General features: G+C 67.1%; 13 protein-coding genes. 10 read left to right on the plus strand and 3 right to left on the minus strand.

The window, feature by feature from the left end:
* Positions 1 to 189 precede the first annotated feature (189 nt).
* Positions 190 to 1,758 carry a BCCT family transporter gene (locus tag AC3IPM_RS15845; RefSeq protein WP_489301032.1) on the plus strand — a complete coding sequence of 523 codons (1,569 nt, stop codon included), beginning with the start codon at positions 190 to 192 and terminating at the stop codon, positions 1,756 to 1,758.
* A gap of 57 nt (positions 1,759 to 1,815) precedes the next feature.
* Here AC3IPM_RS15845 and ggt read toward each other — a convergent pair whose 3' ends face one another.
* A complete protein-coding gene (gene ggt / locus AC3IPM_RS15850; protein ID WP_489304179.1) occupies positions 1,816 to 3,522 on the minus strand; it encodes a gamma-glutamyltransferase in 1,707 nt (568 codons plus the stop codon).
* A gap of 680 nt (positions 3,523 to 4,202) precedes the next feature.
* On the opposite strand from ggt, the gene ilvC reads away from it, so the two are divergent.
* The 9 genes from ilvC (at position 4,203) to leuB (ending at position 13,876) form a co-directional block, all read left to right on the plus strand.
* Positions 4,203 to 5,177, plus strand: a complete 975-nt coding sequence (gene ilvC, locus AC3IPM_RS15855) for a ketol-acid reductoisomerase (protein WP_489301034.1) — start codon at positions 4,203 to 4,205, stop codon at positions 5,175 to 5,177.
* A 39-nt stretch (positions 5,178 to 5,216) separates the two neighbouring features.
* Positions 5,217 to 6,956 (plus strand): acetolactate synthase 2 catalytic subunit, encoded by a 1,740-nt coding sequence (ilvG, locus tag AC3IPM_RS15860; RefSeq protein WP_489301036.1) that lies wholly within the window; start codon positions 5,217 to 5,219, stop codon positions 6,954 to 6,956.
* On the plus strand, positions 6,940 to 7,200 hold the full coding sequence (locus AC3IPM_RS15865; protein ID WP_489301038.1) for an ACT domain-containing protein: 261 nt from the start codon (positions 6,940 to 6,942) through the stop codon (positions 7,198 to 7,200). The genes ilvG and AC3IPM_RS15865 overlap by 17 nt, the downstream gene beginning before the upstream one ends.
* A gap of 132 nt (positions 7,201 to 7,332) precedes the next feature.
* Positions 7,333 to 8,430: a threonine dehydratase gene (locus AC3IPM_RS15870; protein WP_489301040.1), complete on the plus strand. Its 1,098-nt coding sequence runs from the start codon at positions 7,333 to 7,335 to the stop codon at positions 8,428 to 8,430.
* A gap of 2 nt (positions 8,431 to 8,432) precedes the next feature.
* Positions 8,433 to 9,980: a 2-isopropylmalate synthase gene (locus AC3IPM_RS15875; protein ID WP_489304181.1), complete on the plus strand. Its 1,548-nt coding sequence runs from the start codon at positions 8,433 to 8,435 to the stop codon at positions 9,978 to 9,980.
* A gap of 8 nt (positions 9,981 to 9,988) precedes the next feature.
* The gene (locus AC3IPM_RS15880) at positions 9,989 to 10,786 is read left to right on the plus strand and encodes a methyltransferase domain-containing protein (RefSeq protein WP_489301042.1); all 798 of its coding nucleotides are present in this window, start codon (positions 9,989 to 9,991) and stop codon (positions 10,784 to 10,786) included.
* A 36-nt stretch (positions 10,787 to 10,822) separates the two neighbouring features.
* Positions 10,823 to 12,244, plus strand: a complete 1,422-nt coding sequence (leuC, locus tag AC3IPM_RS15885) for a 3-isopropylmalate dehydratase large subunit (RefSeq protein WP_489301044.1) — start codon at positions 10,823 to 10,825, stop codon at positions 12,242 to 12,244.
* Entirely contained in the window at positions 12,244 to 12,822 is a 579-nt protein-coding gene (gene leuD, locus AC3IPM_RS15890) for a 3-isopropylmalate dehydratase small subunit (protein ID WP_489301046.1), read from the plus strand. The genes leuC and leuD overlap by 1 nt, the downstream gene beginning before the upstream one ends.
* Positions 12,812 to 13,876: a 3-isopropylmalate dehydrogenase gene (leuB, locus tag AC3IPM_RS15895; protein WP_489301048.1), complete on the plus strand. Its 1,065-nt coding sequence runs from the start codon at positions 12,812 to 12,814 to the stop codon at positions 13,874 to 13,876. The genes leuD and leuB overlap by 11 nt, the downstream gene beginning before the upstream one ends.
* 61 nt (positions 13,877 to 13,937) lie before the next feature.
* Here the strand turns inward: leuB and AC3IPM_RS15900 are convergent, their stop codons facing one another.
* Complete coding sequence (locus AC3IPM_RS15900) at positions 13,938 to 15,059, minus strand: hypothetical protein (protein WP_489301050.1); 1,122 nt, start codon at positions 15,057 to 15,059, stop codon at positions 13,938 to 13,940.
* 55 nt (positions 15,060 to 15,114) lie between these two features.
* Positions 15,115 to 15,888 carry an SDR family oxidoreductase gene (locus AC3IPM_RS15905; RefSeq protein WP_489301052.1) on the minus strand — a complete coding sequence of 258 codons (774 nt, stop codon included), beginning with the start codon at positions 15,886 to 15,888 and terminating at the stop codon, positions 15,115 to 15,117.
* Positions 15,889 to 15,971: the final 83 nt, after the last annotated feature.

A 15,971-nucleotide genomic window follows, 5' to 3' on the forward strand; every position in this document is an offset into this window, starting at 1 on the left:
GCTTACACCACTTGGCCTACAATGCTTCGGCGCGGTATCTGCTTGGATCACTCCAACTCCCCCGTGCAGCGCCAGGCCCTGCCCCCGCGCCGTCCGGCATCGACCGGCTTGATTCGCCCCAGTTGTCGCCGTTGTGCCGCTGGAGACTGCAAGCATTCGCTCGCCCCTTCTGTTCGGAGAAACTCCTGCATGGTGTTTCGTGTTTCCATCGCGCTGGTCCTGCTGCTGGTGCTGATTGCCGGGATTGCGCCCGGTCCTTTCGACGCGGTCGTCCAGACCGGCCTGGTGCATATCATCAAGAGCGCCGGCTGGCTGTACCTGCTGGTGGTGTTCGTCACCCTGTCGTTCCTGATGTACCTGGCATTTGGCCGTTTCGGCTCGCTGCGCATCGGCGGTGAAGACGCCGAGCCGGATTTTTCCAACGCCAGCTGGATGTCGATGCTGTTCGCCGCGGGCATGGGCATCGGCCTGGTGTTCTGGGGTGCGGCCGAGCCGATCTCACATTTCGTCAAACCGCCGGAAGGCCTGGCGCCACAGAGCATGGATGCCGCGCGCGCGTCGATGCGCTATGCGTTCTTCCATTGGGGCCTGCATCCGTGGGCGATCTACGCCCTGATCGGGCTGGCGATGGCCTGGTTCCAGTTCAACCGCAATGGCCGCGGCCAGATCAGTGATCTGCTGCAGCCCTTGATCGGCCGCCATCACCGCGGCTGGATCGGCACGGTGGTCAACGTGTCGGCCGTGGTGGCCACCGCGATCGGTGTGGCTACCACGCTGGGCTTCGGCACGATCCAGATCGCGGCGGGCATCGAACGGGTGTTCGGCATCCCCTCCACCGCGCCCGTGCAGCTGACCATCATCGCGGTCGCTTTCGTGCTGTACATGGCGTCCACCGCCAGTGGCGTCGAACGCGGCATCAAGTGGCTGTCCAACTTCAATCTCGGCCTGGCAGCGCTGCTGCTGGCGCTGGTGCTGGTGTTGGGGCCGACGGCGTTCATCTTCGATACCTTCACCACCACGATCGGCTCCTACCTCAACCAGCTGGTGACGATGAGCCTGCGCATGTCGCCGTTCTCGGGCAGCACCTGGGTGGCGGACTGGACGATTTTCTACTGGGCGTGGTGGATTGCCTGGGCACCGTTCGTGGGGTCGTTCATCGCGCGGGTATCGCGCGGGCGCAGCATCCGCGAGTTCGTGCTGGGCGTGGTGATCGCGCCGAGCCTGCTGGGCTTTCTGTGGTTCTCCGTGTTCGGCGCCACCGCGTTGTGGTCGCAGATCTTCGGCCATGTCGACCTGGTCCAGGCGCTGGGCAATGGCTATGAGACGGTACTGTTCACCATGTTCGACAGCCTGCCGATGCCGATGCTGCTGTCGGTGGTCGCGCTGGTGCTGCTGGTGATCTTCTTCGTCACTTCGGCCGATTCGGCGGTGCTGGTGCTGGCCACCATGTCCACCGATGAAGCGGGTGATCCGCCGTTGTCGCGGCGCATCACCTGGGGCGTGGCGATTGCGCTGATTGCCGGCTCACTGCTGCTGGCCGGTGGGCTGGACGCACTGCAGGGCATGATCACCATTGCCGCCTTGCCGTTCGCGCTGCTGATGCTGCTGGTGATGTGGTCGCTGTACCGCGTGTTGGATATGGAATACGCGCTGCAGCGACGCCGCGCGCAGCGCGCGCGGAAGATGATGGACGAGTGGATCGAGCGCGAAATCGCAGCGCAGGAAGAAACCCGCGACGAAGCGGCGCGGGCACCCTAGGTAACGTTCATGCGGGCGGTGCAGCCACGCATGGCGTGGCTCTACCGTTCTGTGTGCTCAGTAGCCTGCAGCCTGGCCATCCTTGCGGCTTTCGGATGCACCGTAGTAAACGCCGGTGTCAGGATCGCGCAGGATCGCCTGGTAGCCGCCGTAAGGGCCATCGGCGAACACCACGCGGTGGCCCTTGCGCATCAGCGCACGCACCGTTTCATACGGGAAGCCGGTTTCCAGGTTCACCTCGCCGCCATCACGCATCGCGGTGGCCTGGCCGGTCGGCTCGGTCGAGCCCTCGTGCTGGATGCGCGGGGCATCGCCGGCCTCCTGCAGGTTCATGCCGAAGTCGACCATGTTCATCACGATCTGCGCATGCCCCTGCGGCTGCATCGCACCGCCCATCACCCCGAAACTCATCCATGGCTTGCCATCCTTGGTCACAAAGGCGGGAATAATGGTCTGGAACGGCCGCTTGCCCGGCGCATAGCCGTTGGGATGATCCTTCTGCAGCACGAACATCTCGCCGCGGTCCTGCAGGATGAAGCCCAGCCCCGGCGGGGCCATGCCGCTGCCCATGCCGCGGTAGTTGGACTGGATCAGCGACACCATCATGCCGTCCGCATCGGCCACCGTCATGTAGATCGTATCGCCTTCCTGCAACTGCTTGGGCGTGCCGGGCTGGACCTCGCGCAGGGCTTTGTCCATCGAGATCAACGCGCGCCGCTCGGCGGCGTAGCCCTTGGAGATCAGCTTTTCCACCGGCGCCGGATGGAATGCCGGGTCGGTGTAGAAGCGGGCGCGGTCGGCGAAGGCCAGCTTCTTGGCTTCCACAAACAGATGCACGTGCTCGGGTGAGCCGAAGGCGATCTTCGAGAAATCGTAGCCTTCGAGCACGTTGAGGATCTGCAGCGCGGCAATGCCCTGGCTGTTGGGCGGCAGCTCCCACACATCGTAGCCCCGGTAGTTGCTGCTCACCGGCTCCACCCACTCACCGTGGTGGCTGGCCATGTCCTCATAGCTCAGGTAGCCGCCATTGGCCTTGAAGTAGCTGCCGATGGTGCGCGCGATATCGCCCTTGTAGAACGCGTCGCGGCCGCCCTGCCCGATCTGCTCCAGGGTGTTGGCCAGGTTCGGGTTCTTCCACATCTCGCCCTTGCGCGGGGCGTGGCCGTTGATCGTGAACTGCTCCTTGAAGCCGGGGTACGGCGACAGCTTGGGCACCGAGCGGTCCCAGTAGTAGGCGATCACCTCGGCCACCGGATGGCCTTCACGGGCGTAGCGGATGGCCGGGGCCAGGTTGTCGGCCATCGGCTTGCGGCCGAAGCGCTCGTGCAGCGCGAACCAGCCATCCACCGCACCGGGCACCGACACCGGCAAAGGCCCGGTGGGCGGAATCTCCTTCAGGCCGCGGCGCTGGAACTCGGCCAGGGTGAGCGACTTCGGCGACCGGCCCGAGCCGTTGTAGCCATACAGCTTCGCGGTCCTGGGGTCCCACACGATCGCGAACAGGTCGCCGCCGATGCCGTTGCCGGTCGGCTCCATCAGCCCCAGCGCCGCGTTGGCGGCAATGGCCGCATCCACCGCCGAGCCGCCGGACTTCATCACGTCCAGCGCGATCTGGGTGGCCAGTGGCTGCGAGGTGGCGGCCATCGCGTGCGGGGCGATCACTTCCGAACGGGTGGCGAAGGTATGGCCGGTGATGCGGTCGGCGGCCTGAGACAGCGTCGGCAGGGCGCACAGGAGGGCGGCGGTCAGCAGACCACGGGCAATCGGTGAAGGCACGGCAATTCCTGATGGGTGAAAGCAATGGGGATAGTCGCCGCTGAGCGCCCTTGGCGACATCCCACAATGGTCATGGCCGCACGTCCGAACGCCACCGTTTCCGCGCATAACGACCACGCAAAATAGTGAATTCGGGTTCACCAGAACGATTTCACCCGCAACCATCCTTGTGTGGCGGGGCTTTGCGCTGGATGCAGGCGAAACTGTTGGAAATGTCGTCGCAAAGGTTGACACCGTCAAAACCGCTGTGGTTTTCTCGATCTCATGTTGCAGCGCACAGCCATCCGCGAATCCATCGAGCACGCCGACACCGGCGGCGCCTCGATCCGTTCGCTTCTTGTACTCGTACTTATTACCCAACCAACAGGTGCGGGACGGACCGGCGTGTAAGCAAGACTGCCAGGTATCCATCAAAACCCGCATCCGACCAGGTGCGGGTTTTTTCGTTTCAGAACCCTTCGTTTCGCACTCCCCCTCCCCGCCTCCCCCTTCCCCGAGTTGCCTTCCGCCATGACCCGCCAGCCCGCCACCGCCCGACCGACCCCCGCCGCCCGCACGGCGTGTGCGTGCGGTTGTGGCGCTGCGGGCGCCACCCCTTCCCCTGATCGGCCGATGTGTCCCTGAGACCGTCGGCCGATTTTTTTTCTTCTCTGCATAGGACCTTCCCCATGAGCACCCACGACCTGCCCCAGATCAAGATCGCTGTTGTCGGCTACGGCAGCCAGGGCCGCGCGCACGCGTTGAACCTGCGCGAATCCGGCTTCGATGTCGTCATCGGGCTGCGCCCGGGTGGCCCGACCGAGGTCAAGGCACAGGCCGATGGCTTCACCGTCAAAACGCCGGCCGAGGCCGTCACCGACGCCGATCTGGTCGCGGTACTGACCCCGGACATGGTGCAGAAGAAGCTCTACGAGGACGTGCTCGCGCCGCACATGAAACAGGGCGCGGTGCTGCTGTTCGCGCATGGCCTGAACGTGCATTTCGACATGATCAAACCGCGCGAGGATCTGGACGTGGTGCTGGTGGCGCCCAAGGGCCCGGGCGCGCTGGTCCGCCGTGAGTACGAGATCGGCCGTGGCGTGCCGTGCATCTGGGCGGTCTACCAGGACAAGAGCGGCAAGGCCGCCGAGTACGCGCTGGCCTATGCCACTGGTCTGGGCGGTGCGCGCGCCAACCTGATCCAGACCACCTTCAAGGAAGAAACCGAGACCGATCTGTTCGGTGAGCAGGCCGTGCTGTGCGGCGGTGCCTCGGCGCTGGTCCAGGCCGGTTTCGAGACGCTGGTGGAAGCCGGCTACCAGCCGGAGATCGCCTACTACGAAGTGCTGCACGAACTGAAGTTGATCGTCGACCTGTTCTACGAAGGCGGCATCTCGCGGATGCTGGAGTTCATCTCCGAAACCGCGCAGTACGGTGACTACGTCAGCGGCCCGCGGGTGATCGACGCCGGCACCAAGGCGCGCATGAAGGAAGTCCTCAACGACATCCAGGACGGCACGTTCACCAAGAACTGGGTGGCCGAGTACGAAGCAGGCCTGCCGAACTACAACAAGTTCAAGCAGGCCGACCTGGAGCACCCGATCGAGAAGGTAGGCAAGGAACTGCGCGCCAAGATGGTCTGGTTGCAAGGACAAGCCGCGTAACCCGCGCGGCTCCCCCACCGCTTTCGCAAAGGTCACCGCATGAATACCTCCGCCCACAGCAGCGCGCCCCGCAACGGCGCACGCTGGTTGACGCAGGCCCTGGAAGCCGAGGGCGTGCATACGCTGTTCGGCTATCCGGGCGGCACCATCATGCCGTTCTACGACGCCCTGGTGGATTCCGGGCTGAAACACATCCTGGTCCGTCATGAGCAGGGCGCGGCCCTGGCCGCCAATGGCTATGCACGCGCCAGCGGCCATGTGGGCGTCTGTGTCGCCACCTCCGGCCCGGGCGCGTCAAACCTGGTCACCGGTATCGCCGATGCGATGCTGGACTCGGTGCCGATGGTCTGCATCACCGGCCAGGTCGCCACCCCGCTGCTGGGCACCGACGCGTTCCAGGAACTGGACGTGTTCGGGCTGACCCTGCCGATCGTCAAGCACAGCTGGCTGGTGCGCAGCGTCGATGACCTGCCGCGCGTGGTCCGCGAGGCGTTCCGCATCGCCCGCGAAGGGCGTCCCGGGCCGGTCCTGATCGACCTGCCCAAGGACGTGCAGATTGCCGATGCCGCGCACCTGCCCGTGCATGTGCCGGCCGCCGTGATCCCGCCAGCGGCCCCGTGCGATGAGGCGCTGGCCCAGGCCATCGTGGCCATCGCCGAGGCCGAAAAGCCGGTGATCTACGCCGGCGGCGGCATCGCGCTGGGCGATGCGGTGGAGGACTTCCGCCGCTTCGTCGAGGCCACCGCGATCCCCACGGTGCTGACCTTGCGTGGGCTGGGCGCGCTGCCCGCACAGCATCCGCACTACCTGGGCATGCTGGGCATGCACGGCACCCGCGCGGCCAACATGGCCGTGCAGGAAAGCGATCTGCTGGTGGTGGTGGGCGCACGCTTCGATGACCGTGCCACCGGCAAGTTGAACGAGTTCGCCCCCTTCGCCCGGGTGATCCACATCGATGCCGACGCCTACGAGATCTCCAAGCTGCGCAGTGCCGATGTCGCCGTGCCCGGCAACGTCGGCATCGCCCTACGTGCGCTGATCGCCGCGGTACCGGCCACACCGCCTGCCGCGCAGGAGGCCTGGCGCAAGCGCTGCAGCGGCCATTGCGAACGTTTCGCCGCGCGCTATGACGCCCCCGGCCAGCACATCTACGCCCCGGCCCTGCTGAAGCGACTGAGCGAGCTGGCCCCGGCCGACGCGATAATCGCCTGCGATGTCGGCCAGCACCAGATGTGGGTGGCCCAGCACTGCCGCTTCAGCCACCCGCGCAACCACCTGACCAGTGGCGCGCTGGGCACCATGGGCTTCGGCCTGCCGGCCGCGATGGGCGCGCAGTTCGCCTGCCCCGAGCGCACCGTGGTGCTGGTCTCCGGCGACGGCAGTTTCATGATGAACGTGCAGGAGCTGGCGACCATCGCGCGCTGCCGGCTGCCGGTGAAGATCGTGCTGCTCGACAACAGCTCGCTGGGCATGGTCCGGCAGTGGCAGGAGCTGTTCTTCGCCGAGCGCTACAGCGAGATCGACCTGTCCGACAACCCGGACTTCGCCGCACTGGCGCAGGTGTTCGGCATTCCGGCCACCCGCATCGAGGCGCGCGACGACGTCGAAGGCGGACTGGCCGCACTGTTGGCCCAGCCCGGCCCGGCGCTGCTGCACGTGGCCATCGATGCACGCGCCAACGTGTGGCCACTGGTGCCGCCCAACAACGCCAACAGCACGATGCTGGAAAGCAACCCTGCCCATCAGTCCCAGGAGTTTCCCAATGCAATACCGGCTTGACCTGGTGCTGACCCCGGCCGAAGGCGCGCTGCTGCGCGTGATCGGCATGGCCGAACGCCGCGGCTTTGCCCCGCGCGCGATCGTCGGTGCGCCCAATGCCGCCGATGATGGCCGCTGGCACCTGCAGCTGGTGGTGGACAGCACCCGCCCGCCGGAAACGCTGTGCCGCCAGATCGAAAAGATCTACGACTGCATCTCGGTGCGCATCAGCGCGCTGGAACCTGCTGCCGGAGTCTCCGCATGAACGCCCGCACCGTGTCACCGGTGCCGGTACGGAGGTGTCTTCTCCAAGCGCACGGACGTGCAGAGGGTGCGCGCGCACGCGCGTCGGTCCCGCAGCGGGCAGCATGCGGCAACCCGCATGGCCTGGACCGCCATGCCCGCTAGCCACGCCACGCAGGACCCGGACGTAGGCGAGGTAAGCGTCGCCGACGTGCTGGCCGCGCAGGCGCGGCTGCGCCGTTTCCTGCCGCCCACCCCGCTGCATTACGCCGAGCGTTTCGGAGTGTGGCTGAAGCTGGAGAACCTGCAGCGCACCGGTTCCTACAAGGTGCGCGGTGCATTGAACGCGCTACTGGCCGGCCGCGAGCGCGGCGATGATCGCCCGGTGATCTGCGCCTCGGCCGGCAACCACGCCCAGGGCGTGGCGTGGGCGGCCTACCGCCTGAACATCCCGGCGATCACGGTGATGCCGCATGGCGCACCGGCCACCAAGATCGCCGGCGTTGCCCATTGGGGCGCCACCGTGCGCCAGCACGGCAGCAGCTACGACGAGGCCTATGCCTTCGCGCGTGCGCTGGCCGACCAGCACGGCTACCGCTTCCTGTCCGCCTTCGACGACCCGGACGTGATCGCCGGCCAGGGCACGCTGGGGATCGAACTGGCCCCGCATGCGCCGGACGTGGTGATCGTGCCGATCGGCGGCGGCGGGCTGGCCTCTGGCGTGGCGCTGGCGTTGAAGTCGCAGGGCGTGCGCATCGTCGGTGCGCAGGTCGAGGGCGTCGATTCGATGGCCCGTGCGATCCGCGGCGACGTCCGTGAGATCGCCCCGGCCGCCACCCTGGCCGATGGCGTCAGGGTGAAGATTCCCGGCTTCCTGACCCGCAAGCTGTGCAGCGCGCTGCTGGACGATGTGGTGATCGTGCGTGAAGCCGAGCTGCGCGAAACCCTGGTGCGCCTGGCACTGGAAGAACACGTCATCGCCGAGGGCGCCGGTGCGCTGGCGTTGGCCGCCGGCCGTCGCGTGGCCGGCAAGCGCAAATGCGCCGTCGTCTCCGGCGGCAACATCGACGCGATGGTGTTGGCCCAGCTGCTCTCCGACATCCGCCCACGGCCCCCGCGCAAACCGCGCCGCCGCGCGAGCGAGCGAACGCGACCGCCCCTACCAACCGTGCTCGCGCCACCCCCGATTTCCACTGCCATCCCTTCCTTCGTGACCCCATCCGACATTGCCGTCGAGGAGACCTCCTGGTGACCATGCCCAACTCCCCCCGAATTAGAATTTTCGACACCACCCTGCGCGACGGCGAGCAATCGCCCGGCTGCAGCATGAGCCCGCAGCAGAAGCTGGTGATGGCCCGTGCGCTCGATGAGCTGGGCGTGGATGTCATCGAAACCGGCTTCCCGGCCAGCTCGCAGTCCGACCGCGAGGCGATGGCGATGATCGGTCGCGAAGTCCGTCGCCCGACCCTGGCGGTGCTGTCGCGCTGCCTGCAGGCCGACATCGAGACCTCGGCGCTGGCACTGGAGGCGGCCGCCAACGCGCGCCTGCATGTGTTCCTGTCGACCAGCCCGCTGCACCGCGAACACAAGCTGCGGATGACCCGCGAACAGGTGCTGGAATCGGTGCACAAGCACGTCAGCCTGGCCCGCAGCTATATCGATGACGTGGAGTTCTCCGCCGAGGATGCCACCCGCACCGAAGAGGATTTCCTGATCGAGGTTGCCCGCGTGGCCGTCGCCGCCGGCGCCACCACCATCAACCTGCCCGATACCGTGGGCTTCACCACGCCGGAGGAAATCCGCGGCATGTTCCAGCGCGTGATCGCCGGGGTGCCCGACAGTGACCGGATCATCTTCAGCGCGCACTGCCACAACGACCTGGGCCTGGCCGTGGCCAATTCGCTGGCCGCCATCGAGGGCGGCGCACGCCAGGTGGAATGCACCATCAACGGCATCGGCGAGCGCGCCGGCAACTGCTCGCTGGAAGAGCTGGCGATGGTGTTGAAGGTGCGCAACGCCTTCTACGAGGAAGACACCCGCATCAACACCCCGCGCATCGTGGCCACCTCGCAGCTGCTGCAGCGCCTGGTCGGCATGCCGGTACAGCGCAACAAGGCGATCGTCGGCGCCAACGCCTTCGCGCATGAGTCGGGCATCCACCAGCACGGCATGCTGCGCCACCGTGGCACCTACGAAATCATGCGCCCGGAAGACGTGGGCTGGGAGTCCTCGCAGATGGTGCTGGGCCGCCACAGCGGCCGCGCCGCGGTGGAACAGCGCCTGCGCGCACTGGGCTTCTGGCTGGACGAGGACGAGCTGAAGCTGGTCTTCGAACAGTTCAAGGCGCTGTGCGAGCAGCAACGCGTGGTCACCGACGCCGACCTGCAGGTATTGATGCAGGGCAGCTCCACCCAGAACGGCTACCGGCTGGCCTCGATGACCATCAGCGATGTCGGCAGCCGCGCCAATGCGCTGGTTGAACTGTCCGACCCGGACGGTAACCGCGTGGCCGAGACCGCCCAAGGCGATGGTCCGGTGGATGCGCTGTTCGGCGCGCTGTCGGCTGCCACCGGCGTGCAGCTGATGCTGGACAGCTACCACGTGCACAGCGTCGGCATCGGCGCCGATGCCCGTGGCGAAGCCAACCTGAGCGTACGCCACGAAGGCGTGGAGTACGAAGGCACTGGCACCAGCCGCGACATCATCGAAGCTTCGGCGCTGGCCTGGCTGGATGTGGCCAACCGCCTGCTGCGCCAGCGCAATTCCGCCGCCGAACAACCTGCCGCGTCCGCCGCGGCCTGAGGACCCCCATGAGCGCCTTCGACAGCTTCAACATCCCGCCGGCCGGGCACGAACCGGCCGGCCAGCAATGGAACGCCCACGACTACGCCATCGATGCCGGCTTCGTGCCGGTGCTCGGCGGCGCCGTGGCGCGCCTGCTGGACCCGCAGCGCGGCGAGCGCATCCTCGACCTGGGCTGCGGTGATGGCGTGTTGAGCTTCGAGCTGGCGCTCAGTGGCGCACAGATCATTGGCATGGATGCCTCGCCGGAACTGATCGGCGGCGCGCGTGCGCGCGGCATCGAGGCACACCAGATGGACGCCCATGCCATGACCTTCAACGCCCAGTTCGATGCGGTGTTCAGCAATGCCGCCCTGCACTGGATGCGCGAACCGGACCGGGTGATCGAGGGCGTGCGCCGTGCATTGAAGCCCGGCGGCCGCTTCGTGGCGGAGATGGGCGGGCACGGCAACGTCGCCCACATCATCACCGCACTGCACACCGCGCTGTGTGGCAATGGACATGCGCTGCCGCCATCACCGTGGTACTTCCCCAGCGCCGACGAATACGCCGAGCGCCTGCGCGCGCACGGCTTCCAGATCCGCCATATCGAATGCCTGCCGCGCCCCACCGCCTTGCCGACCGGCATGCGCGGCTGGCTGCGCACCTTTGCCTCCCCGTTCCTGGTCGGCCTGGACGCCACGCAGCGCCAACAGGTGGTCGACGATGCGGTGGCATTGCTCGAACATACCCAGCGCGACGCGCGCGGCCAGTGGAGCGCCGACTACGTGCGGCTGCGTTTCGACGCACGCCTGCGCACCCGCTGAGACATCGTGAAACATGAACCACAGCAAGGCCATCCCATGACCCCAGCTCCCCGCACCCTGTACGGCAAACTGTGGGATACCCACATCGTCGTGCCCGAATCGGACAGCGCGCCCGCCGTGCTGTACATCGACCTGCACCTGATCCACGAAGTGACCTCGCCGCAGGCCTTCACCGAACTGCGTGAGCGTGGCCTGTCGCCGCGTCGCCCGGACCGGACCAAGGCCACCATGGACCACTCCACCCCGACCCTGCCGGCCCGCGCCGATGGCAGCCTGCCCTACGCCAGCGCGGCCTCCGAGGCGCAGGTGGCAATGCTGGCGCGCAACTGCGCCGAGCACGGCATCGAGCTGTTCGACCTGCAGTCCGCCAACCGCGGCATCGTCCATGTGATCGCCCCCGAACAGGGCTTCACCCAGCCGGGCATGACCATCGTCTGCGGCGACAGCCATACCTCCACCCACGGTGCGTTCGGTGCGCTGGCGTTCGGCATCGGCACCAGCGAAGTCGGCCATGTGCTGGCCACCCAGTGCCTGCTGCAGCGCAAAGCCAAAACCATGGCGATCAGCGTCGATGGCGCGCTGCCGCCCGGCGTCGGCGCCAAGGACGTGGTGCTGCACATCATCGGCGTGATCGGCGTCAACGGTGGCACCGGCCACGTGCTGGAGTACCGCGGCAGCACGATCGAAGCGATGGACATGGAGCAGCGCATGACCCTGTGCAACATGTCCATCGAAGCCGGTGCGCGCGCCGGCATGGTCGCCCCCGACCAGGTCACCTTCGACTGGATGGCCAACACCCCGCACGGCCCCAAGGGCGCTGACTTCGACGCCGCCGTGGCCGCCTGGTCGCAGCTGCGCAGCGATGCCGGCGCGCGCTTCGACGTGGAGGTGCAGATCAACGCCGCCGACATCCGCCCCACTCTGACCTGGGGTACCCACCCGGGTACCGCCATCGCGGTGGACCAGCCGATTCCGGCGGCCAATGATGCCGCCGCGCAGAAGGGCCTGGACTACATGCACTTCCAGGCCGGGCAGACCCTGGCGGGGACGCCGGTGGACGTGGTGTTCGTCGGCTCGTGCACCAACGGCCGGCTCAGCGACATGCGCGAAGTGGCGCAGGTGCTGCAGGGCCGCCGCGTCGCCGAGCGCGTGCGCATGCTGGTGGTGCCGGGTTCGGAAATCGTCAAGCGCCAGGCCGAGGCCGAAGGCATCGATGCGATCGTGCGTGCGGCCGGTGCCGAATGGCGCGAGCCGGGCTGCTCGATGTGCATCGCCATGAACGGCGATCTGGTTGCACCGGGACAGCTGGCAGTGAGCACCAGCAACCGTAATTTCGAGGGTCGCCAAGGCCCCGGCTCGCGCACGCTGCTGGCCTCGCCGATGACCGCCGCCTGGGCGGCGGTGAACGGCCGGGTCGCCGATCCGCGTGAGCTGTATGCCGCCCAGGAGGTGGCCTGATGAGCGGCTTCCGCACCCTGCGTTCCACCAGCGTGGTGCTGGCCGGGACCAATATCGATACCGACCAGATCATTCCGGCGCGGTTCCTGTCCACCACCGAACGCGCCGGGCTGGGCAAGCATGCCTTCAACGACTGGCGCTGGCAGGCCGATGGCGTGCCCAACCCGGACTTCGCCTTCAACCAGCCGCACAACGCCGGGCGCAGCATCCTGCTGGCCGGGCGCAACTTCGGCTGCGGCTCCTCGCGCGAGCATGCGCCGTGGGCGCTGACCGACCTGGGCCTGCGCGCCATCGTCAGCAGCGAGATCGCCGACATCTTCCGGGGCAATTCGCTGAAGAACGGCCTGTTGCCGATCGTGCTGGACGAAGCCGACGTGCAGACCCTGATGCAACGCCCCGACGACGAACTGAGCATCGATGTGGCCACGCGCGAGCTGCGCACGCCCGATGGCCGGGTCTACACCTTCCCGCTGGATGGCTTCTCACAGACCTGTCTGCTGGAAGGCGTGGATCAGTTGGGGTATCTGTTGGGCCGCAGCCCTGAAATTGAACGCTATGAGAGTGAACATGCACGCTGAGATCGTCGTACTGCCGGGTGACGGCATTGGTCCGGAAGTCGCCGCCGCCGCCGTCGCGGTGCTGGACGCGGTTGCCGGGCGCTTCGGCCACACCTTCCGCTTCACCGAACACGACATCGGTGGTATCGCCATCGACCGCCACGGCGAGCCGCTGCCGGCCACCACCCTGGATGCCTGCCGCAAGGCGCAGGCGATCCTGCTCGGTGCGGTGGGCGGCCCGAAGTGGTCCGACCCCAACGCCACGATCCGCCCCGAGCAGGGCCTGCTCGCGATCCGCAAGGCACTGGGCCTGTACGCCAACCTGCGCCCGGTACGCACCCATGAAGCCGCGCTGGGCGCATCGCCGATCAAGCCCGAGCTGCTGCGCGGGGTGGACTTCGTGGTGGTACGCGAGCTGACCGGCGGCATCTACTTCGGCGAGAAGACCCGCACCGCCGAAAGTGCCAGCGACCTGTGCAGCTACAGCGTGGCTGAAATCGAGCGGGTGCTGCGTACGGCCTTCCGCCTGGCCCGGCAGCGTCGCGGCAAGGTCACCTCGGTGGACAAGGCCAACGTGCTGGAGACCTCGCGCCTGTGGCGCGACGTGGCCGCCCGCATCGGCCGCGAGGAATTCCCGGACGTCGCGCTGGAGCACCAGCTGGTCGATTCGATGGCCATGCACCTGCTGGCCAAGCCGCGCGAGTACGACGTGATCGTGACCGAGAACATGTTCGGCGACATCCTCACCGACGAAGCCTCGATGCTGGCCGGCTCGCTCGGCCTGCTGCCGTCCGCTTCGCTGGGTGAGCCCGGCGCGGTGGGCATCTACGAGCCGATCCACGGCTCGGCCCCGGACATCGCCGGCAAGGGCATCGCCAACCCGTACGCCACGATCTTCAGCGCGGCGATGCTGCTGCGCCACTCGCTGGGGCTGGAAAAAGAAGCCGCTGCGGTGGAAGCCGCCGTGCATGCGGCGCTGGATGCCGGCGTGTTCACCGCCGATCTGGCGGCCAAGGGCGCGGCGGTATCAACCACGCAGGCGACAGAAGCGGTGCTGGCACGCCTGCAGGCCTGACCAACACCGGGATCAGGTAGTGCCGAGCCATGCTCGGCACCACCGCCCCCGATCAACCCCCTCATGGGGCGACGGAGTGGACCCGCGAAACCGTGCAGCCCGAGAGGACGACCCCCTCATCGGTACGCACCACGCTGCGGCTGCGAATCTCGGTACCGGCCGGGAACGCAGTGTTCGCGATCACACGCTCCCACATACCCGCTTCCTCCCCCTCATCACGGGCCGTCATGCCCGCAGCACGCAACACCTTTTCGACGGGCGCATTTCCCATATCGCCCGCGATATAGCCACCGTAGGCAACGGCGACCTTCCGGACAGGAAGGCCCTGCAGCACGAACGGTTCGGCAAACTCGACCACCAGGGCTGGCAATTCATCATCGCCCAGCCGGTACTGCTTTTCCTGCGCGGCGATGACGTTGCCTGGCCACCCCAGTGCAGGCCCTTCAAACACACGTTCCAGCAGATTGCGGATGCGCTGCGTGGCGCCCTCGTCCGCGCGGCATTCCAGCGCAGCCGATAGATCCTGCGTGCTGGCGACCTCGCGAAGTCGTACTGGAACCCGTTCGTCGCGCGCAGGACCGGGGTAGTCGCAGCCCAGCCGGTCGCCCTCGCCATCGCTTCGCACCACCACCGAAGCAGGCCTTGCGGCATCCGTTCCAGTCGCCGCATTCACCCATACGCGGTATGGCTGCTCGAGATCGCTTGAGCGCAGGTGCAGTGCATGCGCGGCCACAGTGCGATCGCGCTGGGTGGCACCGACTGGCATCCAGAAGCCCATGCCATCCACGAACAGGCGGCGCGTTGCGATGCCGTGCGCGCTCACGGCCTGCGGCATGTCGATGGTTGTGACGGGATGCTCCTCATCGCCGCCGCGCGTGAAACGCCATTCCCGCAGATGCGCAGGGCGCTGCTGCGCACCGCCGTACATGGCCGCGCGCAGCGTCGTACCCACGGCCTGCAATGTCTCGGGCGACGCCTTGCATTCCAGAATCGTGGCCAGATCATGCTCGAAGGCGTCGGCGGTCGTAGTCGTGTTGTCCGATGCCGCCGTAGAACCGCAGAGCAGAAACAATGCGGTTGCAACGGCGCAGCCCAGCGGGCCGGCGAGGTGTTGAATCATGGCAGCGGTGCAGTCCACACAATGCAATCGCTCATTGTGGGGGGCGCGCAGGGCGAGAGCCATGGGCGATTGCGACGCGGGCCTTTCGAGCGTGCCGACCAACGGTCGGCACCCACCGCTATTTGCTGGTGTAGCCGCCATTGACCAGAATCGTCTGGCCGGTCATCCACCAGCCTTCCGAAACCAGGAAGCGGATCCACGGCACGATATCGGCGATGTCGGTCAGGCCGGTGCGGGTGAACGCGGACAGCGCCGCGGCGGTCTTGTGGTAGGCCTGCGCGTCGGCGCTTTCAGCCGGATAGAAGAACGGCGTGTCCATTGGGCCGGGGCCGATCGCGGTGACCGAGATGCCGCGCTCGCCAAACTCCTTGGCCGCCGCGCGGGTGAAGTGTTCGACCGGTGCCTTGGTCCCCGCATAGCTGGAATAGAACGGGGTGAACGCCCCCAGCAGCGACGTCACCAAGGTGCAGACGCTGCCGCCATCGTTGAGGTGGCGCCCGGACTCCTTGAGGAAGAAGAACGCGGTCTTGGCGTTCACCGCGCTCATGTCGTCATATTCGGCCTCGCTGATCTCCAGCATCGGCTTCTTCAGCACCTTGCCCACGGTGTTGATGGCGATGTCGGGGCGGCCGATCGTGGCGACCACTTCGGCGAACAGGTTCTCCATGGCGGCGGCCGAGGTCAGGTCGGCCTGCACGGCAACCGCCTGCGCGCCGGACGCGCGAATGGCGGCCAGGGTCGCTTCGGCATCGTCGCGGCTGGCGGCACTGTTGTAGTGGATGGCGATCGCCCTGGCGCCGTGCTGGGCCAGGTCGCGGGCAATCAGGCCGCCGAGATTCTTGGCGCCGCCGGCGATCAGTACGGTTTTACCCTGAATGCGATGGTCGGTCATGGTGGGGTTCCATCAGCGGGAATACCGGGTTGGCATTCGCTCCCTGACGACAATATCGTGCAGAAACTTCGGATAAAGCCCCG

It is taken from the genome of Stenotrophomonas sp. GL_111 (assembly GCF_057835245.1).

Excerpts from the sequence above, each read along its gene's own strand:
- AC3IPM_RS15865 (WP_489301038.1), top strand. The coding sequence starts at position 6,940 with ATGCAATACCGGCTTGACCTGGTGCTGACCCCGGCCGAAGGCGCGCTG.
- AC3IPM_RS15875 (WP_489304181.1), top strand. The coding sequence starts at position 8,433 with ATGCCCAACTCCCCCCGAATTAGAATTTTCGACACCACCCTGCGCGAC.
- AC3IPM_RS15880 (WP_489301042.1), top strand. The coding sequence starts at position 9,989 with ATGAGCGCCTTCGACAGCTTCAACATCCCGCCGGCCGGGCACGAACCG.
- AC3IPM_RS15845 (WP_489301032.1), top strand. The coding sequence starts at position 190 with ATGGTGTTTCGTGTTTCCATCGCGCTGGTCCTGCTGCTGGTGCTGATT.
- ilvG (WP_489301036.1), top strand. The coding sequence starts at position 5,217 with ATGAATACCTCCGCCCACAGCAGCGCGCCCCGCAACGGCGCACGCTGG.
- AC3IPM_RS15900 (WP_489301050.1), bottom strand. The coding sequence starts at position 15,059 with ATGGCTCTCGCCCTGCGCGCCCCCCACAATGAGCGATTGCATTGTGTG.
- leuC (WP_489301044.1), top strand. The coding sequence starts at position 10,823 with ATGACCCCAGCTCCCCGCACCCTGTACGGCAAACTGTGGGATACCCAC.
- AC3IPM_RS15870 (WP_489301040.1), top strand. The coding sequence starts at position 7,333 with ATGCCCGCTAGCCACGCCACGCAGGACCCGGACGTAGGCGAGGTAAGC.
- ilvC (WP_489301034.1), top strand. The coding sequence starts at position 4,203 with ATGAGCACCCACGACCTGCCCCAGATCAAGATCGCTGTTGTCGGCTAC.
- leuB (WP_489301048.1), top strand. The coding sequence starts at position 12,812 with ATGCACGCTGAGATCGTCGTACTGCCGGGTGACGGCATTGGTCCGGAA.
- leuD (WP_489301046.1), top strand. The coding sequence starts at position 12,244 with ATGAGCGGCTTCCGCACCCTGCGTTCCACCAGCGTGGTGCTGGCCGGG.
- AC3IPM_RS15905 (WP_489301052.1), bottom strand. The coding sequence starts at position 15,888 with ATGACCGACCATCGCATTCAGGGTAAAACCGTACTGATCGCCGGCGGC.